Origin of the sequence: Amycolatopsis thermalba, assembly GCF_003385215.1 — a bacterium.
Lineage (GTDB): Bacteria > Actinomycetota > Actinomycetes > Mycobacteriales > Pseudonocardiaceae > Amycolatopsis_E > Amycolatopsis_E thermalba.
In genome coordinates this window covers 1-25,948 of the sequence record NZ_PQHW01000056.1, presented here as the reverse complement: position 1 = coordinate 25,948, position 25,948 = coordinate 1, and the positions used below count along the sequence as shown (strand labels likewise).

29 protein-coding genes, 2 tRNA genes and 2 pseudogenes are annotated in these 25,948 nt (G+C 68.8%); 11 read left to right on the top strand and 22 right to left on the bottom strand.

What is annotated here, in order from left to right; translation table 11 throughout:
* Positions 1-9: 9 nt before the first annotated feature.
* Genes D0D15_RS21480 through D0D15_RS21465 form a run of 4 tightly spaced genes read right to left on the bottom strand, consistent with a single transcriptional unit; the run spans position 10 to position 4,547 of the window.
* Entirely contained in the window at positions 10-1,419 is a 1,410-nt protein-coding gene (locus tag D0D15_RS21480) for a GH1 family beta-glucosidase (protein ID WP_369806815.1), read from the bottom strand.
* Positions 1,416-2,258 (bottom strand): carbohydrate ABC transporter permease, encoded by an 843-nt coding sequence (locus D0D15_RS21475; RefSeq protein WP_094007780.1) that lies wholly within the window; start codon positions 2,256-2,258, stop codon positions 1,416-1,418. The genes D0D15_RS21480 and D0D15_RS21475 overlap by 4 nt, the downstream gene beginning before the upstream one ends.
* Positions 2,255-3,235, bottom strand: coding sequence for a carbohydrate ABC transporter permease (locus D0D15_RS21470; protein ID WP_094007781.1), 981 nt, complete (start codon positions 3,233-3,235; stop codon positions 2,255-2,257). Before D0D15_RS21470 ends, D0D15_RS21475 begins: the two co-directional genes overlap by 4 nt.
* A gap of 19 nt (positions 3,236-3,254) precedes the next feature.
* Entirely contained in the window at positions 3,255-4,547 is a 1,293-nt protein-coding gene (locus D0D15_RS21465; protein ID WP_162830628.1) for an ABC transporter substrate-binding protein, read from the bottom strand.
* A gap of 124 nt (positions 4,548-4,671) precedes the next feature.
* Here D0D15_RS21465 and D0D15_RS21460 point away from each other — a divergent pair, with 124 nt between their 5' ends.
* Positions 4,672-5,721, top strand: coding sequence for a LacI family DNA-binding transcriptional regulator (locus D0D15_RS21460; RefSeq protein ID WP_094007783.1), 1,050 nt, complete (start codon positions 4,672-4,674; stop codon positions 5,719-5,721).
* A 91-nt stretch (positions 5,722-5,812) separates the two neighbouring features.
* Positions 5,813-6,329, top strand: a pseudogene (locus tag D0D15_RS37870) (transposase); the annotation flags it as partial.
* Between the two features lie 92 nt (positions 6,330-6,421).
* Here the strand turns inward: D0D15_RS37870 and D0D15_RS21450 are convergent.
* Positions 6,422-7,804, bottom strand: coding sequence for an aldehyde dehydrogenase family protein (locus D0D15_RS21450; protein ID WP_115944687.1), 1,383 nt, complete (start codon positions 7,802-7,804; stop codon positions 6,422-6,424).
* A gap of 58 nt (positions 7,805-7,862) precedes the next feature.
* Positions 7,863-8,396, bottom strand: a complete 534-nt coding sequence (locus D0D15_RS21445) for a DUF1360 domain-containing protein (protein WP_094007786.1) — start codon at positions 8,394-8,396, stop codon at positions 7,863-7,865.
* Positions 8,397-8,481: 85 nt separating this feature from the next.
* Between D0D15_RS21445 and D0D15_RS21440 the strand changes: the two genes are divergently transcribed.
* Complete coding sequence (locus D0D15_RS21440; RefSeq protein ID WP_094007787.1) at positions 8,482-8,940, top strand: GNAT family N-acetyltransferase; 459 nt, start codon at positions 8,482-8,484, stop codon at positions 8,938-8,940.
* On the opposite strand, the gene D0D15_RS21435 is transcribed toward D0D15_RS21440, so the two are convergent.
* Complete coding sequence (locus D0D15_RS21435) at positions 8,941-10,026, bottom strand: serine/threonine-protein kinase (RefSeq protein ID WP_094007788.1); 1,086 nt, start codon at positions 10,024-10,026, stop codon at positions 8,941-8,943.
* An 87-nt stretch (positions 10,027-10,113) separates the two neighbouring features.
* On the opposite strand from D0D15_RS21435, the gene D0D15_RS21430 reads away from it, so the two are divergent.
* Positions 10,114-11,073, top strand: a complete 960-nt coding sequence (locus D0D15_RS21430) for a DNA polymerase domain-containing protein (protein ID WP_094007789.1) — start codon at positions 10,114-10,116, stop codon at positions 11,071-11,073.
* Between the two features lie 127 nt (positions 11,074-11,200).
* Here D0D15_RS21430 and D0D15_RS21425 read toward each other — a convergent pair whose 3' ends face one another.
* Complete coding sequence (locus tag D0D15_RS21425) at positions 11,201-11,818, bottom strand: flavin reductase family protein (protein ID WP_094007814.1); 618 nt, start codon at positions 11,816-11,818, stop codon at positions 11,201-11,203.
* A gap of 70 nt (positions 11,819-11,888) precedes the next feature.
* A tRNA-Pro gene (locus tag D0D15_RS21420) sits at positions 11,889-11,965 on the bottom strand.
* A gap of 81 nt (positions 11,966-12,046) precedes the next feature.
* Between D0D15_RS21420 and D0D15_RS21415 the strand changes: the two genes are divergently transcribed.
* A tRNA-Gly gene (locus tag D0D15_RS21415) sits at positions 12,047-12,117 on the top strand.
* Between the two features lie 91 nt (positions 12,118-12,208).
* On the opposite strand, the gene D0D15_RS21410 is transcribed toward D0D15_RS21415, so the two are convergent.
* From D0D15_RS21410 to D0D15_RS36020, 9 genes are all read right to left on the bottom strand, one after another.
* Entirely contained in the window at positions 12,209-12,943 is a 735-nt protein-coding gene (locus D0D15_RS21410; RefSeq protein ID WP_233157441.1) for a tyrosine-type recombinase/integrase, read from the bottom strand.
* Positions 12,944-13,454: 511 nt separating this feature from the next.
* Positions 13,455-13,745: a GntR family transcriptional regulator gene (locus D0D15_RS21405; protein WP_198958339.1), complete on the bottom strand. Its 291-nt coding sequence runs from the start codon at positions 13,743-13,745 to the stop codon at positions 13,455-13,457.
* Positions 13,746-13,762: 17 nt separating this feature from the next.
* A complete protein-coding gene (locus tag D0D15_RS21400; RefSeq protein ID WP_094007790.1) occupies positions 13,763-14,215 on the bottom strand; it encodes a hypothetical protein in 453 nt (150 codons plus the stop codon).
* Positions 14,216-14,263: 48 nt separating this feature from the next.
* Positions 14,264-14,539 (bottom strand): hypothetical protein, encoded by a 276-nt coding sequence (locus tag D0D15_RS21395; protein ID WP_094007791.1) that lies wholly within the window; start codon positions 14,537-14,539, stop codon positions 14,264-14,266.
* A gap of 115 nt (positions 14,540-14,654) precedes the next feature.
* On the bottom strand, positions 14,655-15,215 hold the full coding sequence (locus D0D15_RS21390) for a flavoprotein (RefSeq protein WP_094007792.1): 561 nt from the start codon (positions 15,213-15,215) through the stop codon (positions 14,655-14,657).
* A 4-nt stretch (positions 15,216-15,219) separates the two neighbouring features.
* Positions 15,220-16,458 (bottom strand): helix-turn-helix domain-containing protein, encoded by a 1,239-nt coding sequence (locus D0D15_RS21385; RefSeq protein WP_094007793.1) that lies wholly within the window; start codon positions 16,456-16,458, stop codon positions 15,220-15,222.
* 119 nt (positions 16,459-16,577) lie between these two features.
* Positions 16,578-17,669 (bottom strand): hypothetical protein, encoded by a 1,092-nt coding sequence (locus D0D15_RS36025; protein ID WP_143266231.1) that lies wholly within the window; start codon positions 17,667-17,669, stop codon positions 16,578-16,580.
* A gap of 29 nt (positions 17,670-17,698) precedes the next feature.
* Complete coding sequence (locus tag D0D15_RS21380) at positions 17,699-18,235, bottom strand: DUF4365 domain-containing protein (protein WP_094007794.1); 537 nt, start codon at positions 18,233-18,235, stop codon at positions 17,699-17,701.
* A 28-nt stretch (positions 18,236-18,263) separates the two neighbouring features.
* Positions 18,264-19,055 carry a DUF3800 domain-containing protein gene (locus tag D0D15_RS36020; protein WP_143266232.1) on the bottom strand — a complete coding sequence of 264 codons (792 nt, stop codon included), beginning with the start codon at positions 19,053-19,055 and terminating at the stop codon, positions 18,264-18,266.
* 687 nt (positions 19,056-19,742) lie between these two features.
* On the opposite strand from D0D15_RS36020, the gene D0D15_RS21375 reads away from it, so the two are divergent.
* From D0D15_RS21375 to D0D15_RS21365, 3 genes are all read left to right on the top strand, one after another.
* Complete coding sequence (locus D0D15_RS21375) at positions 19,743-20,090, top strand: AAA family ATPase (RefSeq protein WP_338024682.1); 348 nt, start codon at positions 19,743-19,745, stop codon at positions 20,088-20,090.
* 145 nt (positions 20,091-20,235) lie between these two features.
* The gene (locus tag D0D15_RS21370; protein WP_233157442.1) at positions 20,236-20,889 is read left to right on the top strand and encodes a YdcF family protein; all 654 of its coding nucleotides are present in this window, start codon (positions 20,236-20,238) and stop codon (positions 20,887-20,889) included.
* Between the two features lie 11 nt (positions 20,890-20,900).
* Positions 20,901-21,374, top strand: a complete 474-nt coding sequence (locus D0D15_RS21365; protein ID WP_094007796.1) for an NUDIX domain-containing protein — start codon at positions 20,901-20,903, stop codon at positions 21,372-21,374.
* Between the two features lie 37 nt (positions 21,375-21,411).
* On the opposite strand, the gene D0D15_RS21360 is transcribed toward D0D15_RS21365, so the two are convergent.
* Together D0D15_RS21360 and D0D15_RS21355 are read right to left on the bottom strand one after the other, a co-directional pair.
* Positions 21,412-21,858 (bottom strand): nuclear transport factor 2 family protein, encoded by a 447-nt coding sequence (locus D0D15_RS21360; protein WP_094007797.1) that lies wholly within the window; start codon positions 21,856-21,858, stop codon positions 21,412-21,414.
* A gap of 11 nt (positions 21,859-21,869) precedes the next feature.
* On the bottom strand, positions 21,870-22,739 hold the full coding sequence (locus D0D15_RS21355; RefSeq protein ID WP_094007798.1) for an LLM class F420-dependent oxidoreductase: 870 nt from the start codon (positions 22,737-22,739) through the stop codon (positions 21,870-21,872).
* 84 nt (positions 22,740-22,823) lie between these two features.
* Between D0D15_RS21355 and D0D15_RS21350 the strand changes: the two genes are divergently transcribed.
* Entirely contained in the window at positions 22,824-23,609 is a 786-nt protein-coding gene (locus D0D15_RS21350) for a class I SAM-dependent methyltransferase (RefSeq protein ID WP_094007799.1), read from the top strand.
* A 46-nt stretch (positions 23,610-23,655) separates the two neighbouring features.
* Positions 23,656-24,429, top strand: coding sequence for a hypothetical protein (locus tag D0D15_RS21345; protein ID WP_094007800.1), 774 nt, complete (start codon positions 23,656-23,658; stop codon positions 24,427-24,429).
* Between the two features lie 42 nt (positions 24,430-24,471).
* On the opposite strand, the gene D0D15_RS21340 is transcribed toward D0D15_RS21345, so the two are convergent.
* Both D0D15_RS21340 and D0D15_RS21335 read right to left on the bottom strand, forming a co-directional pair.
* On the bottom strand, positions 24,472-25,281 hold the full coding sequence (locus tag D0D15_RS21340; RefSeq protein ID WP_094007801.1) for an Fpg/Nei family DNA glycosylase: 810 nt from the start codon (positions 25,279-25,281) through the stop codon (positions 24,472-24,474).
* Positions 25,281-25,751, bottom strand: a complete 471-nt coding sequence (locus D0D15_RS21335) for a ribose-5-phosphate isomerase (RefSeq protein ID WP_094007802.1) — start codon at positions 25,749-25,751, stop codon at positions 25,281-25,283. Before D0D15_RS21335 ends, D0D15_RS21340 begins: the two co-directional genes overlap by 1 nt.
* A gap of 45 nt (positions 25,752-25,796) precedes the next feature.
* Here D0D15_RS21335 and D0D15_RS37865 point away from each other — a divergent pair.
* Positions 25,797-25,948: pseudogene (locus D0D15_RS37865) on the top strand (2-phosphosulfolactate phosphatase); the annotation flags it as partial.

The following is a 25,948-nucleotide window of genomic DNA, read 5'->3' as shown; positions in this document are numbered from 1 at the left end:
GAGGCGCCGTCACGACGTGACCGGCACGGCGTTGGCGCGGATCACCTGCGCGTAGAAGTGGGCGCTGCGCTTCATCGTGCGGACCTGCGTCCGGTAATCGACGTGCACCAGGCCGAACCGCTTCGAATAACCCTCCGCCCACTCGAAGTTGTCCAGCAGCGACCAGTACGAGAACCCCCGCAGGTCGACCCCCTGCGCGAGCGCCGCGTGCGCCGCCCGCAGGTGCGCGGCCAGGAACTCGACCCGCTCGACGTCGTCGATCCAGCCGTCCGGCCGCACCGAGTCGTCGTAGGCCGCGCCGTTCTCCGTGACGTACAACGGCACCGCCGGGTACTCGCGGTGCACCCGCACCAGCGTTTCGGTCAGCCCCTCCGGCTGCACGGACCAGCCCGAGTGCGTCACCGAGGCCGCGGCGTCGGGCACGAACCCGATCCCGTCCGCGCCCACCCACTCCAGCCCGCCCGGCTCGACGCCCGGCCGCAGCGTGCCGGTGACCTCGTAGCCGCGGTAGTAGTTGATCCCCATCTGGTCGATCGGCGCCACGATCAGCGCCAGGTCCCCGTCGCGGACGCACTCGCCCAGACCGAACGGCTCCAGGTCCGCCAGCAGGTCCGCCGGGTACCGGCCACGCAGCACCGGGTCGAGGAACAGCCGGTTCTGCAACCCGTCCACCCGCCGCGCCGCGTCGGCGTCCGCCGCCGAATCCGAAGCCGCCCGCACCGGGTACAGGTTCACCGTGATCCCGGCCTGGACGTCCGCCGCGCGCCGGATCTCGGCGAGCCCGAGCCCGTGCGCGAGCAGCAGGTGGTGCGCGGCCGCGACCGCCGCCCGCGGCTCCTGCCGCCCCGGCGCGTGGATCCCCTTGGCGTAGCCCAGGAACGCCGAGCACCACGGCTCGTTCAACGTGGACCAGAAGGGAATGCGGTCCCCCAGCCGGTCCGCCGCCGACGCCGCGAACTCGGCGAAGCGGTAGGCGGTGTCGCGGACGGCCCAGCCGCCACGCTCCTCCAGCGCCTGCGGCAGGTCGAAGTGGTACAGCGTGGCCCAGGGCGTGATGCCCCGGTCCAGCAACGCGTCCACCAGCCGCTCGTAGAAGTCCAGCCCCTTCGGGTTGACTTCGCCGCCGTCGGGCCGCACCCGCGACCAGGCCAGCGAGAACCGGTACACCCCGAGCCCGAGTTCGGCCATCAACGCGACGTCGTCGCGGAACCGGTGGTAGTGGTCGGCCGCCGGTTCCCCGGTGTCACCGCCCGCGACCGCGCCCGGACGGCGGCAGAACGCGTCCCAGATCGAGTCGGTGCGACCGTCCACAGTGGTCGCCCCCTCGATCTGGAAGGCCGCCGTGCTGGCCCCCCACGCGAACCCGGGCGGGAACTCCAGCCCGGCGGTGACCTCTTCACCCAGAACCGACATGCTCACCCTTTCACCGCGCCCTGCATGATCCCGGACACGATCTGGCGCCCGAGCAGCAGGAAGACGATCAGAACCGGAATGGTCGCCAGCGTGGTCCCGGCCAGCACCAGCGAATAGTCGACGTAGTGACCGCTCTGCAGCTTCTCCAGCGCGACCTGCACGGTGGGGTTGCCCGCGTCGAGCACGATCAGCGGCCACAGGAAGTCGTTCCACGACATCATGAACGTGAACATCGCGAGCACCGCGGCCGCCGGGCGGATCGCGGGCAGGCAGACGTGCACGAACGTGCCGAACACGCTGCACCCGTCCACCCGCGCCGCCTCGATCAGCTCGTACGGTACGGCGTCCACGATGTACTGGCGCATCCAGAACACCCCGAACGCGGTGACCAGGTTCGGCACGATCACCGCCTGCAGGTGCCCGGCCCAGCCGAGTTCGGACATCATGATGAACAGCGGGATCACGCCCAGCTGCGTGGGCACCGCGAGCGTCACCACGATGAACACGAACAGGCCGTTGGAGCCGCGGAAGCGCATCTTGGCGAAGGCGAACCCGGCCAGCGCGGAGAACAGCACCGTCGTGAGTGTCACCGTGCCCGCCACGATGAGGCTGTTGCCCAGCGCCTTCCAGAACGGCACCGCGTCGAACACGCGGCTGGCGTTGGCCCAGAAGTTGCCGCCCGGCAGCAGCGGCGGCAGGTGGTCCGACAGCATGCCGGTGTCGCGGCTGGCCACCAGGAACGACCAGTAGAACGGGAACAGCGAACCGGCGACGAACGCGATCAGCGTGGCGTAGACGAAGAAGCGCGACCCGCCCCGCCGCCGGGGAAGTATCCGTACGGTCATCGTTTCAGTCCCGTCGTCGCGGCGAGCCGCCGGGTGATCAGGAAGTTGACCAGCGCGATGAGGACGATCAGCAGGAACAGCAGCCACGCGATCGCCGACGCGTAGCCGAGGTCGAAGCTCTCGAACGCGGACTGGTACAGGTACAGCGTCAGCGTCTGGAACTGGTGCTGCGAACCACCGTTGTTCGACCCGGGCATCGCGTCGAACAGCTTGGGCTCGGTGAAGATCTGCAGCCCGCCGATCGTCGAGGTGATCACCACGAAGATCAGCGTCGGCCGCAGCATCGGCAGCGTGATCGAGAAGAACCGGCGGACCGCGCCGGCGCCGTCGACCACCGCCGCCTCGTAGACGTCCCGCGGCAGCGCCTGCATCGCCGCCAGCACGATCAGCGCGTTGTAGCCGGTCCAGCGCCAGTTGACCATCGTGGCGATCGCCAGGTGGCTGGCGAACCGGTTGGCCTGCCACTCGACCCGGTCCAGCCCGAACGTCTCCAGCATCGCGTTGACCAGCCCGTAGCGCGGGCCGAACAGGTTCGCGAAGATGATGCCGAGCGCGACCAGGCTGGCCGAGTACGGCAGCAGGATCCCGACCCGCCAGCTCGCCGGGAAGCGCAGCCGCAGCGACAGCAGCGCCGCGAGCAGCACCGCGATCACCAGCTGCGGCCCGCTGGACAGCACGAAGATCGAGATCGTGTTGACGACCGCGTTCCAGAACTGCGGGTCACCGAGCAGCGTCACGAAGTTCTGCAGCCCGATGAACTTCGGGTCGTCGTCGCCGATCTCCCAGTCGAACAGCGACACGTAGCCCGTGTAGAGCAGGGGGAACAGGCCGGTCAGGCCGAACACCACGAAGAACGGCGCGATGTAGAGGTACGGCGAGAACTTGACGTCCCAGCGCGAGAGGCGTTGCCGCAGCGTCGGTCTCGCCGGTTCCGGCGGCACGTCCTGCCTCGGCGGTTTCTCCGCCACGGTGGTCATCGGCCTGTTCCCCCTCGGCTCACTTCACGATCTTCTTGGCTTCGTCGACCACCTGCTGCCAGGCCTGGTCGGGCGGTGTCCCCTGCTCGACCGCCTGCAGCGCCGGGCTGGTGACGTTCTCCTGGATCTGGCCGTCACCCGGGCCCTTGTACTGCGCGCGGGTCACCTTCCTGGCCTGCTCGGAGTAGAGCCGGCCGACCAGGGTGTCGCCGAAGTACGGCTCGGTCTGCTGCAGCAGCTGCGGCGAGGACAGCGCCTGCGTCTGGCTGGGGAAGTTGCCGCGTGCCTGGAACGCCTTGAGCTGCTGCTCCGGCGCGGTCAGCCACGCCGCGAACTCCGCGGCCTCCTTCGGGTGCTGGCTCTGCTTGGGCACGGTCAGGTAGGAACCGCCCCAGTTGCCGCCGCCGTTGGGGAAGGCGTCGGTGACCGCCCACTTGCCCGCGTTGCCCGGCCCGGCGTTCTCCTCGACCACGCCGAGCATCCACGACGGGCACACGGTGGTGGCGAAGGATCCCTGCTGGAAACCGGTCTTCCACTCGTTGCCGAACGCGATGAGCCTGGCGGACTGGCCGCGCTGGATCGCGCCGGTGATGCGGTCCCAGGCCGCCTTGATGCCCGGGTTGGACTCGATGGTGAGGTCGTCGTTGCGGTCCAGGTAGCCGGTCTCGAGCTGGTTGACCATCGAGTTGTACAGCTGCGAGGACGCGTCGAACCACGCCTTGCCGCCGGTGCGCTGCACGTACTGGTCACCGGCCGCGAAGTAGGACTCCCAGGTCGCGAACAGCGACTTGACGCCCTCGGGGTCGGACGGCAGCCCGGCGGCCTGCAGCAGGTCCTTGCGGTAGCACAGGGCCAGCGGGCCGATGTCGGTGCCGTAGCCGATCAGCCTGCCGTCGGAGTCCTTGCCCGCCTCGTACTTCCAGTTCAGCCACCGGTCGGCGGTCACGTCCTTGGGACCGATCTCGGTGAGGTCGTTGAACTTGGACGACTTGTCGATGATGTCGGAGAAGTGGCCCTCCTCGACCGCGACCACGTCCTCCAGGCCGTTGCCCGCGGCCAGCTTGGTGATCAGGTTCTGGTGGTAGGGGCCGCCCTCGCCCGTCTTGTGGTGGGTGATCTTGATGTTGGGGTGCAGGCGTTCGTACTCGGGGATCAGTTCCTCGTACCCGAACTCGGTGAAGGTGCCGATGGACAGCTCGATCCGCCCGTCGCCGGAGGTTCCGGACGAGCCGCCGCCACCACAGGCGGCCAGGCTCGCGCCGAGCACAGCCAGGCCGATCGCGAAGCTCACGCCCTTGTGAAGATGTCGCACGTCGTTTCCCTAACTCGTGGGGTTCCGGGGAGAGAGATTTTGGGAGCGCTCCCAGAACGGGGTTGAGTGTGTCGCTAGTCACCAGCCGTGTCAAGATGCGCTATTGTTGGAAGCGCTCCCATCAATGGCGGAAGGTGACCCGGTGACCGCACACGGCAACCACGAGGGCCGGCCGACGCTGGAGGACGTCGCCGCGTTCGCCGGGGTCTCCCGCTCGACGGCGTCCCGGGCGCTGAACGACGACCCGAACGTCAGCGCGCGTGCCCGGGAGGCGGTGCGCGCGGCGGCCGCCGATCTGGGCTATTCGCCGAACCAGGCGGCGCGGTCGCTGGTGACGCGGCGGACGGGCGCGGTGGCGGTGGTGCTGTCCGAGCCGGAGGAGGTCCTGCTCGGGGACCCGTACCGGACGGCGGTCATGCGCGCCGGGTACCGGGAGCTGGCCGCGACCGGGATCCAGATGGTGTTGATGTTCTGCGACGGGCGCGCCGACCTGACGCGGACGCTGCGGTTTCTGGAGGGCGGGCACGTCGACGGCGCGCTGGTGTTCGCGCCGCACCAGGCGGACCCGTTGCCGCGGGCGCTGCGGCTGCTGCGGTTGCCGGTGGTGTTCGGCGGTCCGGCGGGCGGGGTGGCGCGCGGGGTGCACGTGATCGACTTCGACAACGAGTCCGGCGCGCGGCTCGCGGTGGAGCACCTGGTTTCCCGGGGCCGCCGTCGCATCGCGACGGTCGCCGGCCCGCAGGACCAGACCGCGGCGGTCCACCGGCTGTCCGGGTGGCGCAAGACACTGGCCGACGCGGGACTGGACTCGGCGGGCCTGGCGGAGGAGGCGGATTTCACCCTGGACGGCGGCCGGATCGCGATGGACCGCCTGCTGGCCCGGGAGCCGGCGCTGGACGCGGTGTTCGTCGCCAGCGACGTGATGGCCGCCGGGGTGCTGCAGTCACTGGGCGCCGCGGGCCGCCGAGTCCCGGCCGACGTGGCGGTCGTCGGCTTCGACGACCACCCGGCACTGGCCGCCGCGATGAACCCCCCGCTGACGACGGTGCACCAGGACCCGGCCGCCCAGGTGCGCCAGATGGTGGCCACCCTGACTACCCTGCTGGCCAGCGAAACGCTGCCCCCGCGGCGGCAGGTGCTGCCGGTGTCGCTCACCCTGCGGGAATCGGCCTAGGGACGTGTCCCCAAAGTCGGTGTTTCGATCTGGTTTGATCTTGGGTTGTGGTGCGTAGGCGCGAGCTGACCTGCCGGGGTCGGGGGCGAAGGGGCGCCCACGGGTTGATGACCGCCGGGTGATCAACGGGATGTTGTTCATGGCCAAGACCGGGGTGGCATGGCGTGACCCGCGAGGTCTCGGTCGATTCCGGCATCGTGCGGGCGCATCAGCACGCTGCCGGTGCCCGCCGCGTGACCGCGTCCCACACAGGGGGAATCGCACTCGTGCGGCGGACACAGCGAACCAGATGATCACGCCATCGGCCGGTCCCGCGGCGGCCCCACCACCAAGATCCACCCCGCCTGCGACGGACACGGACGGCCCTTGTCGATCGCGGTGACCGGCGGCAACGTCCACGACTGCACCATGTTCACGCAGGTCATCGCAGGCATCGAGTTCCGGCTACTCCAGCCGCGCCATTCGCTCTTACCTGCGCCGACGGCGCATCCCAGCGACCATTCCTGAACGCCGGGACCAGCAGGCCAACCGGCCGCGCCAGCTACACACGCCGCAACATCGTCCAACGATGCTTCAACCGCCTCATACAGTTCCGCGCCACCGCCACCGGAGCACGATCGACCTCGCCACACCGCTCATCTGGCTTTGAGGACGCGCCCTAGGGACGTCCGGCAGCGGGGCGCCACCGGACGTCCGCCGGTCAGCCGCCTGCGGGTCCGATGTGGACGACCTTCGTGACGGTCATCTCGTCCAGCAGCTCGGGTCCGTAGCCGAACCCCTCGCCGCTGGCCTTCCGCGGGTGGGCCGCCCCGGCGGGCGCGCCGCCGAAGACGTTGTTCACCTTCACCGTCCCCACCGGCAGCTCCCGCCACGCGCGCTGGGCGTGCGCCATCGACTCCGTCAGCACCGTCGCCGTCAGGCCGTACCGGTCGTCGGCCGCCTCCTCGAGCGCCTGGTCGAAGCTGTCCACCACGCGCACCGGCGCGACCGGCCCGAACGTCTCCTCCGTCAGGACCCGCATCGACGGCGTGCATCCACTCAGCACGGTCGCCGGGTAGTGCGCGCCCGGCCCGTCCGGCAACGTCCCGCCGGCCAGCAGCGAAGCACCCTGCGACACCGCGTCCTCGACGTGCGAGTGCACGTGCTCGCGCTGACGCTCGTCCACCAGCGGCGCCATCGGCACCTCCGACGGGCGCTTGCGCGCCTCCGCCACGAGCGCGTCCAGGAACTCGCCGGCCACCGCGCGGTGCACGTAGATCCGTTCCACCGACACGCAGATCTGCCCGGCGTTCGCGAACGCCCCCAGCGCGGCCTGCGCGGCCGCCCACCGCGGATCGACCCCGGTGTCGACGATCAGCGCGTCGTTGCCGCCGTTCTCCAGCAGCACCTTCGCCCCGGTCCGCGCCGCGGCCACCGCCACCGACCGGCCGGTCGCGGTGCTGCCGACGTGCGCGATCACGTCCACGTCCGCCGACTCCGCGAGCCACGCCCCGACCCGGCCGTCACCGTCCACGCAGGACAGCACGTCCACCGGCAGGTGCCGCGCCAGCAGCTCGGTCAGCATCCGTCCCACGTGCGGGCACCGCTCGCTCGGCTTGTGCACCACGACGTTGCCGGTCGCCAGCGCCGCGCCGAGCAGCCCGCACGCGACCGCGACCGGATCGTTCCACGGCGTCAGCGCCACCACGACCCCGCGCGGCTCGGGCACCATCAGGTCCGTCGCGTCCCAGCCGCCCTGCAGGCTCCGCCCGCGGTGGGCCGGGCCCAGCTCGGCGTACTGCTCCAGGGTTCCCGCTCCGGCGAGCACGCCCTCGCGCGCTTCGTCGAGCAGCTTGCCGGTTTCGCGGTGGTTCATCGCGGCCAGCTCGTCCGCCCGCTCGCGCAGCTCGGCCGCCGCGGCCTTCAACGCGGTGGCCCGCTCCCCCGCCGCGGTCCGCGCCCAGTCCGCGAACAGCGCCTGGGCCGCGCGCACCGCCGCGGCGGCCTGCTGCTCGGTCGCGCTCGGCACGCGTCCCACCAGCTCACCGCTCGCGGGGTCGTGGACCTCGATGGCCGCGTCTTCCCGGGTCATCAGCTCAGTCATCGCACCTCCTGTCCGCGGTGCGAGTACCCCTGCTTCTCCTCCGCGACACCCGGGCGGGTCAGTCCTCGGCGATCTGCTGCGCCTTCGCGTAGGCCAGCTGCAGGAAGTCGGCGCCGGTCAGCGCGGCCAGCGCCGACGCGACCAGGCGGGTGAGGCGGGGGGCGAAGACGTGGCCGATGGTGAACCCGGTCACCACCCACATGTCGAGGCAGAACGGGCAGCTGAGCAGTTCGCCGACGCTGTGCCGGAGCCCGGAGGGCTTGCGCACCTCCTCCATGACCTCGGCGGGGCCGCCGGTGTCAGCGTATCGGGTGAACGGGGCGCGCAGGGGGCTGGTGACGGCGTCCTTGCTGATGGTCCGGGCCAGCTTGTGGGTACCCATCGCCATCAGGGCGATATCGGAAACCCGCAGGTCACGGGGCAGCTTCCGGCCGGTGAGCACGGCCGCGAGTGCCGCCGCCACCACGAGCGAGGTGTAGACGATCATGACGACGAGATAGCCGCCCAGCGGACGGTCGTGGTCGCCCCGGTAGGCGTCGGCCTCGGCGCGACCCGCGGCGGCGAGGTCCCGGAGTCCGGCGTGCTGCGCCATTCGTTCTCCTGTTGCTCGGCTGTTCGTGCGGCCACCGGGTACCCCCGAGGTCCGCGGGCAACCACACCGCCGCGAAGGAGGAGAAATGCCGCAACACAAATACCTCTTCCGGCGCGCGACGCCCGAGGACGCCGACGCGATCCGGGACCTGGTCCACGCCGCGTACGCGAAGTGGGCGGATCTGATCCGGCGCGAACCCCTGCCGATGCAGACCGACTACCGGCAGGCCGTGACCGCCCACCGGATCGACCTGCTCTACGACGACGACCAGCTGGTCGCGTTGATCGAGATGATCCCGGCGGTGGACCACCTGCTGATCGAGAACGTCGCCGTGCGGCCGTCGGCGCAGGGCACCGGATACGGGCGGCTGCTGATGCGGCACGCGGACCTCCTGGCCCAGTCGATGGGCCTGCACGGCGTGCGGCTCTACACCAACGCGCTGTTCACCGAGAACATCCGCTTCTACCGGCGGCTGGGCTACCGGGTCGACCGCGAGGAGCCGTTCCTCGACGGGGCGCTGGTGCACATGAGCAAGGCGGTCTGATCACTTGTCCTTGTGCGGCTTCTTCTGCTGCCCCTTGTCCTTGTCCTTGCCCTTGTCCTCGCCGTTGCCCCGGTTGTCCGGGGCGGCCGTGGTCTCCTCGGCCTGGGTGACCGGGGCCGTCTTCGCCACCGGTGCCGGCGCGTCGCTCGTCACCGGCGGCGGGGCGGCCGAAACCGGGGCGGGCGCCGGAACGGACGTGGCGGGGACCTCCGCGGTGGACCCGTTGAGGAGTGCGAAGGCGAGAGCGGCCGCGGCGGCCGTCACCGCGGAGCCCGCGGCCACCGCCAGCCGGCGACGCGGCTTCACCACGGCCAGCGGCCGCGTCACCCCGCCGAGCACGGCCGACACTTCCCGCGCCGACGGCCGCGCGTCCGGGTCGCGATCTCCCATGCGCCGCAACAGGTCCGCGAGGTGCGGTGGGAGGCCGTCCGGCACCGCGGGCGGGCGGAGCAACCGCGCCACCGCCGACTCGGTGAGCGATCCCGGGTACTCGCGCCGCCCGGACAGGCATTCCAGCAGCACCAGCGCCAGCGAGTAGACGTCCGCGGACGGCCCGACCGGTTCCCCGCGGACCTGCTCGGGCGCCATGTACGCGGCGGTGCCCACGACGGTGCCGATGGTGGTGAACCGGGTGGTGTCGTGGCCCTGCGCGATGCCGAAGTCGCCGAGCACGGCCCCGTCCGGGGCGAGCAGGATGTTCGCGGGCTTGACGTCCCGGTGCGTGATGCCGGCGCGGTGGACGTAGGCCAGCGCGTCCGCCAGCCGGGCGCCCAGCTCGATGGTCTCGTCCACGGAGAGCGGTCCCTCGGCGATGCGGTCCGCCAGGGTGGGGCCGTCGACCAGGCGCATCACGAAGAAGACGCGGCCGTCGCGGACGCCGGAGTCGTACAGCGGCACCAGGGCCGGGTGCCGCAGCCGGTCCAGGATGCGGAACTCCCGCGCCTGCCGCCGCTGCTGGGCGGGCGTCGGGCGCGCGTGGAAGAGCTTGACCGCGACCTCGCGTTCGGCGACGCGGTCCCACGCGCGGTGCACGTCGGCACTGCCACCGCCGCCGATCCGCTCCCCGAGCCGGTACCGCTCACCCATGTCCACGAGGAATCGCTACCCCTGCGCGGGTGCGGGCAAACCCCGCCAGGGGTGGCCGCGGCGACCCGGATCGGCAAGAGTGGGGCCATGAGCAGCGCAGAGGTGCGGGACGGCGTGTCGTTGACGAACCTCGACCAGTCACTGTTCGCCGATGCCGGCGCCACGAAGCGCGATCTGGTCGACTACCTGGACGCGGTCGCCGACCGGATGGTCGCGGCGTTGCGGGACCGGCCGCTGTCGGTCGTGCGGCTGCTGCGCGGCCAGGACCCGTTCATGCAGAAGAACCTGCCGAAGTACACGCCGGAGTGGGTGCCGCGGGTGAGCATGTGGGCGGAGAGTTCGCACCGGCAGGTGTCGTACGCGTTGTGCAACGACCGCCGCACGCTGCTGTGGTTCGGCAACCAGCGGGCGATCGAGTACCACCCGACGCTGGGCCTCGCGGGGCACCTGGAGACGCCCACGCATCTGGTGCTGGACCTGGACCCGCCGGAGGGGTCGGCGGCGTTCGGGCTGGCGGTGCGCGCGGCCCACCTGGTGCGCCAGGCCCTGGCCGACTGCGGGCTGGCGGGCGCGGTGAAGACGAGCGGGTCCAAGGGCGTGCACATCTTCGTGCCGGTGCGCGGCGCCGACGCTGAGCAGGCCGCCGCGGCGACCCGGGCGCTGGCCGCCCGCGCCGAGAAGCTCGACCCGGACCTGGCGACGACGGCGTTCATCCGCGAGGACCGCGGCGGCAAGGTGTTCCTGGATTCGACACGCGCCGGCGGCGCGACGGTCGTGGCGGTGTACAGCCCGCGGGTGCGCCCCGGGCTGCCGGTGTCGTTCCCCGTGCCATGGGACGAGCTCGACAACGTGCACCCGGCGACGTTCACCCTGCGCGAGGCCGTCCGGCTGCTGGGTTCCGGGGATCCGTGGGCCGACTCGCTGCCGGAGCCGCAGAGCCTGCCGGAAGAGTTGATCGAGCACGGCCGCACCATCCCGATCGCCCGGGTCCAGGCAATGCACGAGGGCAAACGCCGAGCCCGAGCCCGCCGGGAGCAGGACTCCTGACGGCTGGTGGTTCGCGGGGTCAGCGCCATCCCCGGGAAGAGCAGCCAACGGCAGCGCCACGAGCAGCCCGAGGCCACCTCCGCACCAATGCACGGCCGTCGCCACCTGCGCCAGCGGGACCACATCGCTAACTCCGCGGCGTCTCCGAGCGGAAGCTGTGCCCCAGCTCCGGCCCGAGGCCGAAGTAGTGCCGGAAGTTGTAGATCAGCGGGCTCCACTCCCCTGGATCGACGTGCTGCGTCCCCGGCACCACGAGCCGTGACTCGCAGTGCACGCGCAGCACCTCCGCCTGCACCACGACGAAGCCGCCCGTGCAGCCCTCCCGCACCTCGGCCGCACGCGCTTCCATCGCGATCGGGCAGTCCGCCACCCGCGGCGGCCGGACCAGGTCGGAGTCCACCGGCTGCAGCCCAGCCGCCCCGAACTTGTCCGGTTCGTGGCGGAAGGCGCCGCGCTCGTGCTCCGGCACCGGGTCCGCCCCGGTGAGCGGGGTCAGCCGCTCCACCGCCCGCCACTGGTCCGGCCCCGGCAGGTTGATCACGAGGTCCGGACGGACGCGAAGGTTGGCCACCGTGTGCGACGCCGCGGCCAGCCCGAGCACGACCACCTGGCCGAGCGCCCAGGCCGAGGACATGGGCGCGAGGTTGGCGCTGCCGTCGGCGTTCCCGGTCGACAGCAACACGACCGGGGTGCCGAAGTAGAGGATGCTCGGGCTGATCACGACGTGCTCGCCTGTGACGTTCATGCCGCCCACGCTAGAAACGGATCAGGTCGGCCCCGGCCGAACAGCCCCAAGGACCGCGAGCCGGCCGGCGTGGTCGGGATGACAGGATTTGAACCTGCGACCCTCCGCTCCCAAAGCGGATGCGCTACCAAGCTGCGCCACATCCCGGTCGCCCCAGAGCCGGGGCGGTGCGATCACTCTAGCGTGGCCCGCTAGACTCGCAGACGCGCCCGTACGATGCGGGTGCATGCGGGCGTAGCTCAATGGTAGAGCCCCAGTCTTCCAAACTGGTGGTGCGGGTTCGATTCCCGTCGCCCGCTCTCACTGTCTTCGCAGGTCAAAGCATGCAACGTGCGGCGGTCCTCGGTTCTGAGGGCCGCCGCTCGCTGCTGTCGTGCCATTACCGTGCCATTAGCTCCCGCCCTGCCGGTAGCGCTCCACCCGTGCGTTGAGCTCGTCGGCGATCTGCCGGTCCCGGGCGCTCGTCGCGTGCTGGTAGATCAGCGCTGCCCGCGCGGTGCTCTGCCCCATCCGCTGCATCAGCTCCCGCGTGGTCGCGCCGGCCTCCGCCGCCATCTGGTTGCCGGTGTGGCGGAGATCATGGAAGTGGAAGCCGTCCGGCAGCCCGGCCTTGGCCAGAAGCTTCTTCCAGTCCACCTCGCGACGGAAGTTCCCCCGGCGCAGCACCCCTCCGCGCTTGCCGACGAACAGCAGCCCGTCCGGCCCCGGTTCGGCGAACTCGGCCAGGTGCTCCGCCAGCTCATCGGCCAGGAAGCGAGGCAGCGCCACCGTGCGCACACCGGCCGCGGACTTGGTGGGCCCCACGTCGAGCCGCCCACTCCGCAGCTCAGCCGTCCGGCGGGCCACCCGCGCCACCAGGTTCACCCGGTCCAGGTCCCGCACGCGCAGGGCGATCAACTCGCCCCAGCGCAGCCCGGAGAACGCGGCCAGCAGGATCAGGAACCGGTACCGCCGCGGCATCAGGTCCGCCAGCCGGTACACCTCCTCGATCGACGCGTGCGGCCGCTCCGGTGTGCGGTGCTGGTCCGCGCCCTTGATCCGGCACGGGTTCCGCTTGATCCGCCCGTCGTCGACCGATCCCGCCGAGGAAGAGGATTCCGAATGTGCGCGTCCATCAGCGACCACCCGCCTTCGTGGTGATCGGCAGCGGCAGTCGGCCGGCACACGCCGCGCATTCGGTGTCGCCGGGGGCCAGTCGGGTGAACTTCTTGCGTGCGGCGCACCGCGTCGGGGTGCGGCCGGTTGACACGGCTCGGTTGCCGTTGTCTATCGTTGCCGCTTGTCTGCTCCCAGAGGGTGGACAGCTCAGGAGCGGCACGGTTGGTAGCCAGGTTCCGCTTCTGCGCCTTATATTTCGAGGTTTCTTGCATGAGGGGGTGCTTGATCGCCGCACGTGCCCACGTGCGTTTCGTGTCTACTGTGGACCTTCCTCTAGAGACCTTCGCTGCCGCGGCCCGCACAGGTCCGGCACACGTACGCCTTGTCCCGCATCAGGCGATGGGTGCGTCCGCACAGCCAGCAGCGCCGCCGGACCAGCCACCGGCGACGAGGCTTCCGGGGCCTGGATGGCACTTCGTTCACCTCCTTCCACTGGGAGAGCACGGGAACGGATGCGTCATCCGTTCCCGTGCCGATCTCAATCACTCTTGGCGTTCCGCGGGGCGACGAACGTGCCCTTGGACCGGATCGTCATGACGAACCCGCGCTCCCGCAGAATCCGAGTCGCGTGGCGGGCCGATCCCAGCGAAACGCCGTACTCCACTGCCAACCGCTTCTCACTGGGCAGCCGCGCATACACAGGAAGCTCGCCCGAGTTGATGCGGTCGGCGATGTAGGCCGCCACCCATTCGTAGACGTAGCCCGGCTCCCCACCCTCCGGCCGCCTCCATGCGCGGGCCGGGGGCGCGTGGTCCTCACGCGTCATCATCAGCGCTCCTCCCCCACTCACGCGGCCTTCGCCGACTGCTCCGCCGGAGCCTTCCCCGCTCGTCCTCCGCCGCTGTTCGCAGCCTTGAAACCGGTCGCGCGGAAGACGAAGGACTGGTACTTGAACTCGCCGTTGCCAGCCACTCGTGGCTCCGCGGTCAGCCCCTCCAGCTCCACCGGCCGCATGCCGGGAAGCACCTCGCTCGTCGTCGGCACAGGCTGGACGTCGGCGAGGAACGTGAGCTCGAAGGACGCGCGCTTGGCGTTCGGCTCCGACGGGTCGGTCACCGTTGCCTTCCACTGGCGCTTGCCCGTCACCTCGTCGACGCGCTGCCGAGCGGGACGACCGGCCGCCCTGTCCTCCCGGGACTGGTACTCGTTGTCCGGGGAGATCTCGCCCACCATCACCAAACCCTGCGGGAACGCGTCATCGAACTCGATCGGGAAGCGGTGTCCCCTGGAAATAGCCATGTCGATACCCCTTGTGTGCCTTCGTGTTCTGTGGTCGAGCGCGACCAGTCATTCGGTGTCGTTCGAGCGGCGACCATCCGCGGAGTTGAACGGGAACGAGCGCGAACGGTTCTGCGTCTCGCACCAGTCCCCGAACTCGATGGCAGCGACAGCCAGGCTCCGCGCGAACCGAGCGGCATCGGTCAGCCCGCCGATGCGCGCGGGAACCTGGATGACGAAGGTGGCGTCCTCCCCACCGGCGATGAGTTGCCGGATGCCGGGTGACGGTGAAACGACCTCAGCGCCGTACCCGGCGGCGGGCTGGATCACCACGTGAATGCCCATCTGCTCTCCTGGGGGTCTTGGCTCTCCCGCGTCCGGTGGGGCGCGGTATGACCCAGGAGACACCCGGTTCAGGGCGATCACCCGGACAAACTGTCCGGGTAGGTGCTGGGGAGGACTAGCGCGAGGCGGGAACGGCCTCGTTCACCGCGTCGAGCACGGCCGACCAGGGCAATTCACGCCCCGGCGCACTGCGCGGCTCGTGGAGCGGCCAGACGTCATCACCGTAGACGAGGCGCACGCCCGCCCGCTGGAGCGCGGCGATATGGAACTCCCACGACGGGTGCCTCGCGTGCGCAGCGTTCACCCGCGGAAACACGACGACCGGCAGGTTCCGAGTACCAATGGCCTCGTTCACCTGCGTCAAAGCCTGGTTGTCCGCGATACCCATCGCGAGCTTGGCGACCATGTTCGCCGACGCCGGAGCGACCAGGTAGCAGTCAACGGGAGGGTGTGGGCTCTTCTCATCCGGGTCGCGAGGCTCAACGCGTACCGGGTAGCCAGTCGCCTCCTCGATCTCAGCGAGCGCCCCGGACTTCTGGAGCCAGCGGCCGGCAGTGGGCGTCAGGGTGACGACGACCGTCCATCCTGCTTTTTGCGCAGGCTTGATGACGCGCGGAAGCAGCTCCTCGACGCCACCCGCACCGGAACCGATCAGACCGAGCACCCGCGAACCCATGCAGCTACCTCACCGCTCCACAACGCTCAGCCAGCGCCAGGAGCGCCGACGACTTCCGCCCAGCCGTGGCCGGCGCACGACGGTACATCGACCGCACAACCTCACGGACCACGGTCGAATGCCGCACGATGGCCGGCGACTTCTGCTCAGCCGAGAGCAGCGTCTGAAGTGCCTCGTCGTCCTTCGCCATCAGACTCAGCGCCCGCGCGTAGTCGATCAGGTACGTGACCTGCCGTTCCGCGGGTAAGTGATCGACGTCGACCTTCGGAGCCTGCTCGATCACCTGCGTCACGTCGCCGAGGTCGAGGGCCGCCGAGAGGCGGTGCAACTCAACATTCACCGGTCCGAAGCCGGTGTGCCAGTAGTTCGCATCCACGCCGAGCTGTTCGCCAGCACGGGTGGCGTGCGCGAGCAGGTCATTCGAGGTCGCCCGGTCCTGATGACGGGCCGCGGCCACCGCCGTCCGCAGGTAGAGCATGCCGTAGAGGCTCAACGCCGCCGGATCACCAGCAGCCATCCGCGGAAGCAGCCACTTCGCCGCAGCTTCTCCCAGCTCAAGCGCGTCTTCAAACCGGCCGACAGCCAGGAGCGCATGAGTACCGGACCTCGCAGCCGAGGCCAGCACGAGCGGATCGTCCGCCTCGTCGGCCGCCTGCATAGCCCGCTCAGCAGCGATCCACGACAGGTCGGCCTCACCGATCTTGCTCAACGTGGTCGCGGTCAGGTGATGAATCCGCGCCGAGAGCGCCGCACAGGTGCGCCGGTAGGCCGGATCATCCGCCGAGGCCGCTTCCATCTGCTGCGTGGTCTTGATCAGCCCAGGAAGAGCCTGGACAACCCGGCCGAGGTCGCCTTTCTGGTAGCTCGACCAGGCCCCCTCCACGAGCTGCTGCACCGGGGCCGGGTCGATGTACTCAGGCAACATGGACGACGAGAACAGCGTGCGGGACAGCCGACGCGGAGCCATGAGCGCATCCCGGATCGCCGGAACGTCGTCATTGCGCTCTTCGTCCTCCATGAGCACGGGCTCACCAAGCAGGTCCCCAAGGGTCACCCGCAGCGCACGAGCCACATCCGCGAGCACGTCCAACCTGCGGATATCGCGCTCACCACGCTCGATCTTGCTGAGCCAGTCCTCAGAGCGGCCGACCAGATCAGCCAGTACGGCCTGCGACAACCCCCGCCGACGCCGGTAGAAGGCAATACGCTCCCCGATGCTGAGCTGATCACCCGCACCACGCATAGAGCCAGGCTAGCAGTGCGCACGCCACGGCACGCTGTCCAACTTTGGCACAGACGATTTGCCGGACAGTTGCCGATACCTTCCCGGGCAAAACTGGCGACGATCCTCGAAAAAAGTAGCTAATTCGAGGTCAAATAGAGTTCGTCTATTGGGTGACACCTTATCGGTTCGTTCACGACCAGCCGACCCTTGTCCTTGACGACGTCGCCCTCCACAAGCACAGGTCGCGAATCTGAGTGCCATCTCAGCGCGTCCTGATAGCGCGAATATGGCAATTGCACGCGGATTTCTGACATGCGACCATTTCGCGGAGTTGAAATGGTGACATAACCGACAGGGTCGTTCTCCTCGTGTCGTAACTCAACGATTGACCCGCTAAAGACTCGAGCAGGCTCAACCCGCACTTCGCGCAGCTTCTCAGCAGCTTTGGATAGCAAATCTCTTGACTCGGCCGGGATAACTACCTGCTTCGGGGAATTTCGCGCTGGCGGCACGATGCCTCCCCACGAAAATTGCGCATCCAGCGCCGTGACAACCGAATCCGACGTAATGCTAACCAACGCTGAACACAATTGTCGACTCACGCCAGCCTCAACAGCATCATGAAGGCGTTTCAGCGTTGGCTCACGACCCGGTTGTATTACAACTTCCTCCACAGCCTTCAGCGACTGCGCCAAAGTGCGAACTATTCGCCGTTCGTAGGGCTCAGGCGCGCTGCGAGTCACCTCGACGAGAGTAGGTTCAGCGGGCGTCGGGATTTCCGTTTCACCTAAGGGAATAACCACAGGGAACACAAACGATCCACGTTTTGTATGACCCATTCCAGCTTGCCTTGTAAAATCACGAACGCTACGCGAGTAGCCTGATTTCAAATCAGCCTGCGGGCGATATGCCGTCATCCCGGAGCAGCGGAACAGCGTCCTAATCGATGATACAATGTTGACAGCGGAATCGAGCGGTATAGTGTCCACAATTCCCCGATTAATCAAGGATCGAAAGTTCGTTACGTCCATCCGGTAGTACCTAATTGAGTCCGAAAGGTCAGCGGAATCTTTGTTCTCGAATTTCGCAATGCGTTCCAGTGTTCCGCGCACCAGTTCTTGGTCGTCGAACCTTGGGACGGCAACGGAAGCGCCATCTCGAAACCAAAGACTCCCGGCGGGACCTTCTGGGCCTTCGTCCCAATTCTCGTTTTGCATGTAGACGATCAAATCGTCAAGCGACGGGACGGGAAAACGTATCACGCTATTATCCCCTCGCGTGCCGGTGGCGCAAAGCATGCCATAAGCTCTCGATGCCAGGTAGAAAAGGTCTCTACAGTTAGCCGATTCGATTTTGGCACCGAGATCGACCCATGTTGATCCAACTTGTCGACTCGCGTCCAAAACGCTGCCGACCGGTGCAGTGTTCCTTGCTCATGGTGGGTTAGCCAGTCGGCTCGCAATTCAGGATCGATGATAACCAATATTAGATAGACCGGGACTTGGCTGCGATTCCATTTCTCGCGCCATTCTGGCTCAATAACCCAACTGGCCGACTTGCCCGATATTTTAAACTTCGATGTGCATTTAATTTGAAACCGAACATTGGCCTCGAAGAACTTTACCTCACCGTCAACAGCCGCAACATCTTCATCGGGGTCCGTCTCGCCGAACCCAACGCCCGCCTGGCTACAAAGAGACCGAAGATAGGCTACGCCGTACCGTGCCTTTGCCGCATTGTCGCTTAGCGTCGCAACCTTTCTTGGCGCGCGCCATTCCATATCTACGATAGCCATCGCAACCCTTCGGCCTCGACGTCACCAGTTACGAATTCAGGAGACCTTGCAGATAGGATACGAGGTCGTCGTATCTCGCTTTGTATGGTGGATGTCCGGGCTCTTTCGGCCTCAATATCAGGCCGTAGTCACGAAGGTATTTTTTTCCACCCGACTCCCGGTGGTACATCATGCTCGCTACGCTGCCGAACATGTCTCTGCTCAGCTCAGTGGTCGGCCCGTTATTGCTGTGATTGACTACCCACCGCAGACTTCCAAGTACGATATCGACAGCGGAACTCAAATGGGAGGCACCATCGCAGGTCGTGGCGTACAGAAGAACGCGGTCAAGTTCGATTTTGCTACCATTTGATGCTATTTCTAGCCCGGTCTGAAATTTCCGCCTCAACATATCGTACGCTCGCGCTTGGTCTGGAAGTCTGTCGACGATAACAACACCAATGTCGCTCTTTTCGCGAAGAAATACGCCGTCGAACCTAACCAGAACACTATTGAGCGCGTATTCTCCTATAGTTTTTGGGTCTTTCGCTATCTTGTGGAGGATCATGTAGGCAATGAATACGACACCAGCGTTAAGGCAGGATTGAATTACCTGCTTCTTGGCTGCCGTATAACTTGAGCGATCGACGTTCGCAGGCCTGCTATTAGTATCGAATTTTAGCTTATCTTCCGGCGCAAATCCATACGTGTCACGTATCGCTTGGATGTCGCTACTGATAATGCCCATTTGCTCGGGGCTGAAGACGAGGCCGCCGTAGATGAAGAACTCGCTATTTTTCGACTCCTGCGTGTTCGTCTCATCTGTTATGAGTGTGTACATCCGTGTCTCCGCTTGGTCTCCTGAGCGCGCATGGGATTGCCGAATTCGCCTCTATGGGATCAAGGCGCGCCGCCGGCGGCGACGCGCTCTGCCCGTTGCCTTGGGTGCCGCAGCAGATCCCGGGCGCGGCTTACGCCGGGCTGCCGCTCCGCTCCGCCCGGCGAGCCGCGTGGCGCGGCAACCCAGCCGGGCACTTCGCCACCGCCGGCGGCGCGCCGATACAGCCGGACCGAGCGCAGCAGCTCATCACCTGGGCAGCCACCCGCCGCCTGCCTGGGCACTCTCACGCTCGGTCTCCTTGCGTCAACGCTATGGATTGAACGTCGTTCGCCAGGAGCCGCGCATTACGCAAGCGCGGGTCACAAGTCGATCACCACCCCGACAGCCGATCGTGACTACGGCCGGTGGCACCGCGTCAAGGCTGGAAAGCGTGCCTTGACCCGGCACCACCGGCCGTGTTCTTGGCTGTGTGTCGGGGTGATGGGAGGGGTGTGGGCAGCTCAACCGCGTGCCATTACCGTGCCAGTAGCCCCGGTCAACAGCGGTCAACCGGAGACCTCAGCGGACCAGGAAGCAGCAGGTCACGCGCACCGGCCGGGCAGCAGACGCAATCTTCCAAACTGGTGGTGCGGGTTCGATTCCCGTCGCCCGCTCTCGTTGTTCGCGGGTCGTTGGTACCGTCGCCCGGTGCCGCGGCTGATCTTGCTCAACGGGCCGCCCGCGTGTGGTAGGTCGACGCTCGCCGGGCGGTATGTGGACGAGCATCCGCTGGCGCTGAACCTGGACGTCGACCGTCTACGAAATCTGATCGGCCGCCGGCGCGACGACCCGCGCGCCGCCGGCCGGCTTGCTCGCGGTGTCGCGCTCGCTGCCGCACGCACCCACCTGGCATCCGGCCACGACGTGGTGATTCCGCAGTTCCTGGGCCGGACGCCGTTCATCGAACAACTCGAGGGCCTCGCCCGAGGTGGACGCCACGTTCCACGAGATCGTGCTGCTCGGCAGCAAGGAGAACACGGTGAGGCGCTTCGTTGAGCGCACGCGCGCGGCGGCGGATCCGCTGCACGTCGAGGCCCAGGAGATGATCGAGCGGTGATCCCGCACGGCCGGGGGCGCGGATCGTCCACGTCGAGGAAGGCCAGGTGGACCTGACGTACCAAGCACTGCTGCGCAACCTCGCGTGAGGCAGACGAGCGACGTGGACGAACAGCTGCGCGCCGACGCCGAGGTTCTCTGGCGCTACCACCACCTGCGCCACGAGCCCCGGCGGACGGATGTCGGCATCGGGCTCGGGAGTCATGATCTCGGCGTCGCCGGGTACGTCGCTGAGCTGTACCACGCGGGCCGGTTTCCGCTGGTCGTTTTCACCGGGGCCAACGCGCCCACCACCGTCGGGCTGTTCCCGCGTGGGGAAGCCGTCCACTTCGGCGAGCACGCGCGCGCCCTGGGGGTGCCGGCGTCGGCCATCCGGGTCGAGACCCGCGCCACCAACACCGGCGAGAACATCACCTTCGCCCGCGATCTGCTCCGCGACCACGACATCCGCGAAGTCACCCTTGTCTCGCGCCCCTACCAGCAGCGCCGCGCCTACGCGACCTGCCGCAAGCTCTGGCCCGAGGTCGACGTCGTCTGCGCCGCCAAGCCACAAACCCTCGACGAATACCTGCACACCATCGCCGACGACGACCGGGTGATCAACATGCTCGTCGGCGACACACAACGCATCACCGCCTACGCCGAGCGCGGGTTCGCCATCCCGCAACCGCTCCCGGCGACCGTCCGGGCCGCCCTGCAACGCCTCATCGACGCCGGTTTCACCAAGCGCCTCGTCTAGCCACGCAACCCGTGGACCTGCTCCCCTTCGACGAGTACGTCAAGGCACTCCCCCGCAAGCGCATGGCCGCGGGCGTCCTGTTCCGCGACGACGCCAACCGCGTGCTGCTCGTCGAGCCGTCGTACAAGCCGTACTGGGACCTCCCGGGCGGCACGGTCGACGCCGAGGAAGCACCGTGGGCCGCCGCGACGCGGGAGGTCCGCGAGGAGCTCGGCCTGCGACGCCGGCGCGGCGATCTTCTCGTCATCGATCACCGCCGGTCCGACGAGCGTCTGCCGGAAGGGCTCTACTTCGTCTTCGACGGCGGGCTCATCACCGAAACCGAGGTCGATTCGCTCGAACTCACCGATCCCGAGATCCTCTCGGCCCGCCTGTTCACCCGCGACGAGCTGCCCGCGAAGACCCCACCGTCACTGGTGGCCCGGGTCGAGGCGGCCTTCGAGGCCCTGCGCAGCGGCCGCCCGGTGCTGCGGGACAGCCGGTGACGCCAGGCATCGCGGGAGGTTGCTACGCGCCCGCTGCCTACCCGCTCACCTGCCGCGCCGTCGCCATGGCGCGTTCCGTCTCCCAGAACGCCCGCATCGATCGGACCAGCCCGTCCGCCCCCACGCGGTACACGAACACGCCGTCCGTATCCACCCGGTACCCGCCGGGCAGGTACGTCGTGATCGTGCCGACGTTGGCCACCTCGTCCCCCGCCGCGAAGGAATCCTTGATCACGAACTCGAACCGCTCCACCTTCGCGATCGTCAGGTCCCAGAACGCCGCGATCCCCTGGTGCCCGTGGTGCCCGCGACCCTCCTCGTCGAACATCGACTTGCCGACCGGGTCCTCGACCACCGCGTCGTCAGCGAACAGCGCCAGCCACTCGTCCTTGGCGCCGCGGCAGGTCGCGTTCATCGACCTCCACGAAGCGACCCGCGCCGGCGGCTGCTCGGCATCGACGTCCCAGCACACCTGAACACCCATGGCACACCCCTTCAGAACCGGGAAATGATCTCGTCGGCGAACTTGCGGATCGCGTCCTTCTTCGGGCCGATCGGGTCGCCGAACCCGATGCCCTCGAACACCCAAGGCTGCGTCACGATGTCCGTCACGCCGATCTCGGCCTGCTCGCGGTAGCCGTCCAGCCCGAACCGGTCGATGCACACCGCCTGGACCTCGAACGGCACGTCGGCCCGCCCGTACTCGGCGCGCAACTCGGCCAGCCGCGCGATCGTCGAGCGCAGGTCGTCGAACTTCATCATCGCCGAGGACCAGCCGTCGCCCACCCGCGCGGCCCGCTTCAACGCCACTTCGGTGTGCCCGCCGATGTAGAACGGCACGTGCTCCGACGGCGCCGGGCTCATCTGCAGCTTGTCGAAGTCGAAGAACCTGCCGTGGTACTCGACCATCCCGCCGTCCAGGATCAGCCGCAGCACCTCGATCGCCTCGTCCACGCGTTTGCCGCGGTTGGCGTACGGCGCGCCGCACCACTCGAACTCCTCCGGCGACCAGCCCACCCCGAGCCCGAGCCCGAACCGGTTGCCGGACAGCACCGCGACCGACCCGACCTGACGCGCGAGCAGCACCGGGTTGCGCGAGCCGAGCTTGAGCACCGACGTGTAGAACTCGATCCGCTCCGTCACCGCGGCCATCGTCGCGACCGCCACCAGCGGGTCCGCCCACGGCGTGTCCGCGGTCCAGAACCGGCTGCCGTCGGGCGTGTACGGGTACTCGGCGGACACGTGCTCGGAGTAGAACAGCGAGTCCGGCAGCGCGATCGAGGAGAAGCCGCACTCCTCGGCGGTGCGCGCCAACTCGGTGAACTGGTCCAGGGGGTTCATCGCGACCGAGAGGGTGAACTTCATGCGCCCGAGACTATAACCTGTTCTAGTTTTCGTCGAGAGCGGAACCGCTTGCGCCGCGATTCCCGCAGGTCACAGACTGGGCGGATGATCCAGGAATTCGCCGGCGAGGTGGCGTCGAACTACGCGAAGTTCCGCCGCGGGTACCGGCCGGAGGTCTTCGACCTGCTCGCGGCGGAGTTCCCGCTCGGCCGGGTGCTCGACCTGGGTTGCGGCACCGGGCAGCTGACGGTGCCGATGGCCGCCAGGGCCGGCGCGGTGATCGGCATGGACCCCTCACCCGACATGCTCGCGCAGGCCCGCGCGGCGGAGCTCCCCAACGTCGTGTGGGTCGTCGGCGCGGACAGCGACGTGCCGGCCCTGGAGCCGCTGCTCGGCGGCGGCAGCCTCGATCTGGTCACCGTCGGCCAGGCGCTGCACTGGATGGATCCGGGGCCGCTGTTCGCCGCGCTGACCCGCCTGCTGCGGCCCGGCGGCGGGGTCGCGGTGATCGCCAACGGCACGCCGGTGTGGACGCAGCGCAGCCCGTGGGCGGCGGCGATCCGGCAGGTGTCCACCCGCTGGCTGGGCGCGCTGGAGTTCCCCGCGTGCGGCAGCAGCGAGGACGAGCGCGCGCGCTACCGCGACCTGCTCGAACGGGCCGGGTTCACCCGGGTGCGGGAACATCGTCTTGATCACACCGAACGGCTCGGCCTCGACGAGGTGGTCGGCGCCTTCTACTCCGCAGGCGCCCTGGAGAAGCTCGACGCCGCAGGTCGGCGCGCTTTCGACACCGACCTGCGGGCCGCGCTCCTGGCGGCCGAACCCGAGGGCGTGTTCACCGAGGAAGTGCCGGTGCGGGTGCTGTGCGGAAGCTGGGAACCATCGGCGTAGCGCCCGCGTTGTCCGGTTCAAGACACCGAACTTCCGGGAGTAAGCCATGGGCACCACGATCACCGTGATCGTGCTCCTCGTCCTCATCGTGGGCGGCATCGCCTACTTCGCGAAGGCTCAGGCCGCCACCCGGCGGCGCCAGCTCGACGACGCCAAGGCCGACGCCCGGCGCCTGGTCGAGCGCCTCGGCGGGCAGGTGCTGAACCTCGTGGGTTCGAACGAGCCGGCGAAGCAGGCGCTGGCCGACGCGTCCGAGCGCTACAACGCGGCGGGCTCGCAGCTGGAGCAGGCGCAGACGGCCGAGCAGGCCAAGCTCGTCAAGGAGACCGCCCTGGAGGGCCTCTACTACGTGCGCGCGGCCCGCGAGGCGATGGGCATGGACCCGGGCCCGAAGCTGCCCGAGGAGACCGAGCGCGAGCGCGCCGGCAAGGTCACCGAGCACCGCAGCGTCGATGTCGAGGGCAGGCACTACGAGGCCTCGCCGAAGCCGGGCGACAACACCCCGTACTACTACCCCGGCGGCCGCGTGGCCGGGCGCCCGGTGCCGCAGGGCTGGTACAGCGAGCCTTGGTGGAAGCCGGCGCTCGTGGCCGGCGCGTGGGGCCTGGGCTCGATGTTCCTGTTCAGCGCGATGTTCAGCGGCATGGCCGGCATCGCGAGCGCCTCGGCGTGGGAGTCCGGCTACGACGCGGGCCAGGAGGACGCCATGGCCGACGCGGGAGCCGACGGCGGCGACATGGGTGACGCCGGTGGCGACGCGGGCGGCGACATGGGCGGCGACTTCGGCGGCGGGGACTTCGGCGGCTTCGGCGACTTCTGATTCACCCGACGGCGGGCCGGACGCGCAGTCCGGCCCGCTCGGTCATGCCGTCTGGCAGACCGGGCACCAGTAGAGGTTCCGCCCGGCCAGCTCGGTGTGCGCGACCGGCGTGCCGCACACCAGGCACGGCTGCCCGGTGCGCCGGTAGACGTACACCTCGCCGCCGTGCCGGTCCTGCCGCGGCGCGCGGCCGGTGACCTCGGGCAGGTGCTCGTCGTCCACGGTGTCGATGCGGCCGATCCGGACGCCCTTGCGCATGAGCGCCACGAGGTCGGTCCACATCTCCTTCCACTGCACGTGGTCCAGCGCCCGGCCGGGCACCATCGGGTTGATCCGGTGCCGGAACAGGACCTCGGCCCGGTACACGTTGCCGACACCGGAGATCACCGACTGGTCCATCAGCAGCGCGGCGATCGAGGTCCGGGAGGCCGAGATCCGCTGCCACGCCTCATCCGGGCGGGCGTCGCGGCGCAGCGGGTCCGGGCCGAGGCGCGCCTTGATCGCGTCGACCTCGTCCGGGGTCAGCAGCTCGCAGCGGGTCGGGCCGCGCAGGTCCGTCCAATGTGTCCGGCCGGTCAGCCGCAGCCGGACCTGGCCCACCGGCGTGGTTTCCGGCAGTTTCGCCTCGGTGAACGTGCCGTAGAGTCCCAAGTGGACGTGCACGGACCCGAGCGGTCCGAAGTCGTGGAACAGGTGCTTGCCGTAGGCCTCGGCCCCGAGCATGACCCGGCCGTCCAAAAGGGCCGCCTCGCTCGCGAAGCGGCCCTGCGGACTGGAGACGCCCACCGGCGCGCCCGCGTAGCGCCGTTGGTGCAGGCGGGCGAGCCGGTGGAGGGTGTGCCCTTCGGGCATCAGGCAGGCAGCGGCGGCGGCGTGCCGGTGCGCTCGTAGTCGAGCATCTGCTGCACGCGACGGCCGTGCCGCGCGTCCTCCGACGGCGGGGTGGACAGGAATGTGTCGACGATCGCGGTGGCCTCGTCGACCGTGTGCATGCGGGCGCCGATGCCGATCAGCTGCGCGTGGTTGTGCTCGCGGGCGAGCGCGGCGATCTCCGGCTTCCAGGCCAGCGCGGCCCGGGCGCCCTTCACCTTGTTCGCGGCGATCTGCTCACCGTTGCCCGAACCGCCGATGACGATGCCCAGGCTGCCCTCGTCCGCCACCACTCGGCGGGCGGTCTCGATGCAGAAGGCCGGGTAGTCGTCGGCGGCGTCGTAGACGGCCGGGCCGATGTCGGTGACCTCGTGGCCCTGGCCCTTCAAGTACTCGACCAGGTGGTTCTTCAGCTCGAAGCCGGCGTGGTCTGATCCCAAGTAGACGCGCACGGGTTGGAGTCTCGCATCCGGACCCGAGCCGGGCATGCTGGGGGTGTGGACGTGTTCGCCCAGGACGGGTATGACCTGCGGGTGGAGTGGGGCGCGGAAGGGGTCGCCGGGCTGGGGCGGGAGTGCGCGGTGCTGGTCATCGTGGACGTCCTGTCGTTCAGCACGACGGTGGACCTCGTGACGGGCCAGGGTGGCCG

Coding starts and splice junctions, on each gene's coding strand:
- D0D15_RS21475 (WP_094007780.1), bottom strand. CDS start 2,258: ATGACCGTACGGATACTTCCCCGGCGGCGGGGCGGGTCGCGCTTCTTC.
- D0D15_RS21470 (WP_094007781.1), bottom strand. CDS start 3,235: ATGACCACCGTGGCGGAGAAACCGCCGAGGCAGGACGTGCCGCCGGAA.
- D0D15_RS21460 (WP_094007783.1), top strand. CDS start 4,672: ATGGCGGAAGGTGACCCGGTGACCGCACACGGCAACCACGAGGGCCGG.
- D0D15_RS21450 (WP_115944687.1), bottom strand. CDS start 7,804: ATGACTGAGCTGATGACCCGGGAAGACGCGGCCATCGAGGTCCACGAC.
- D0D15_RS21445 (WP_094007786.1), bottom strand. CDS start 8,396: ATGGCGCAGCACGCCGGACTCCGGGACCTCGCCGCCGCGGGTCGCGCC.
- D0D15_RS21440 (WP_094007787.1), top strand. CDS start 8,482: ATGCCGCAACACAAATACCTCTTCCGGCGCGCGACGCCCGAGGACGCC.
- D0D15_RS21435 (WP_094007788.1), bottom strand. CDS start 10,026: ATGGGTGAGCGGTACCGGCTCGGGGAGCGGATCGGCGGCGGTGGCAGT.
- D0D15_RS21430 (WP_094007789.1), top strand. CDS start 10,114: ATGAGCAGCGCAGAGGTGCGGGACGGCGTGTCGTTGACGAACCTCGAC.
- D0D15_RS21425 (WP_094007814.1), bottom strand. CDS start 11,818: ATGAACGTCACAGGCGAGCACGTCGTGATCAGCCCGAGCATCCTCTAC.
- D0D15_RS21405 (WP_198958339.1), bottom strand. CDS start 13,745: ATGATGACGCGTGAGGACCACGCGCCCCCGGCCCGCGCATGGAGGCGG.
- D0D15_RS21400 (WP_094007790.1), bottom strand. CDS start 14,215: ATGGCTATTTCCAGGGGACACCGCTTCCCGATCGAGTTCGATGACGCG.
- D0D15_RS21395 (WP_094007791.1), bottom strand. CDS start 14,539: ATGGGCATTCACGTGGTGATCCAGCCCGCCGCCGGGTACGGCGCTGAG.
- D0D15_RS21390 (WP_094007792.1), bottom strand. CDS start 15,215: ATGGGTTCGCGGGTGCTCGGTCTGATCGGTTCCGGTGCGGGTGGCGTC.
- D0D15_RS21385 (WP_094007793.1), bottom strand. CDS start 16,458: ATGCGTGGTGCGGGTGATCAGCTCAGCATCGGGGAGCGTATTGCCTTC.
- D0D15_RS21380 (WP_094007794.1), bottom strand. CDS start 18,235: ATGGCTATCGTAGATATGGAATGGCGCGCGCCAAGAAAGGTTGCGACG.
- D0D15_RS36020 (WP_143266232.1), bottom strand. CDS start 19,055: ATGTACACACTCATAACAGATGAGACGAACACGCAGGAGTCGAAAAAT.
- D0D15_RS21360 (WP_094007797.1), bottom strand. CDS start 21,858: ATGGGTGTTCAGGTGTGCTGGGACGTCGATGCCGAGCAGCCGCCGGCG.
- D0D15_RS21355 (WP_094007798.1), bottom strand. CDS start 22,739: ATGAAGTTCACCCTCTCGGTCGCGATGAACCCCCTGGACCAGTTCACC.
- D0D15_RS21350 (WP_094007799.1), top strand. CDS start 22,824: ATGATCCAGGAATTCGCCGGCGAGGTGGCGTCGAACTACGCGAAGTTC.
- D0D15_RS21345 (WP_094007800.1), top strand. CDS start 23,656: ATGGGCACCACGATCACCGTGATCGTGCTCCTCGTCCTCATCGTGGGC.
- D0D15_RS21340 (WP_094007801.1), bottom strand. CDS start 25,281: ATGCCCGAAGGGCACACCCTCCACCGGCTCGCCCGCCTGCACCAACGG.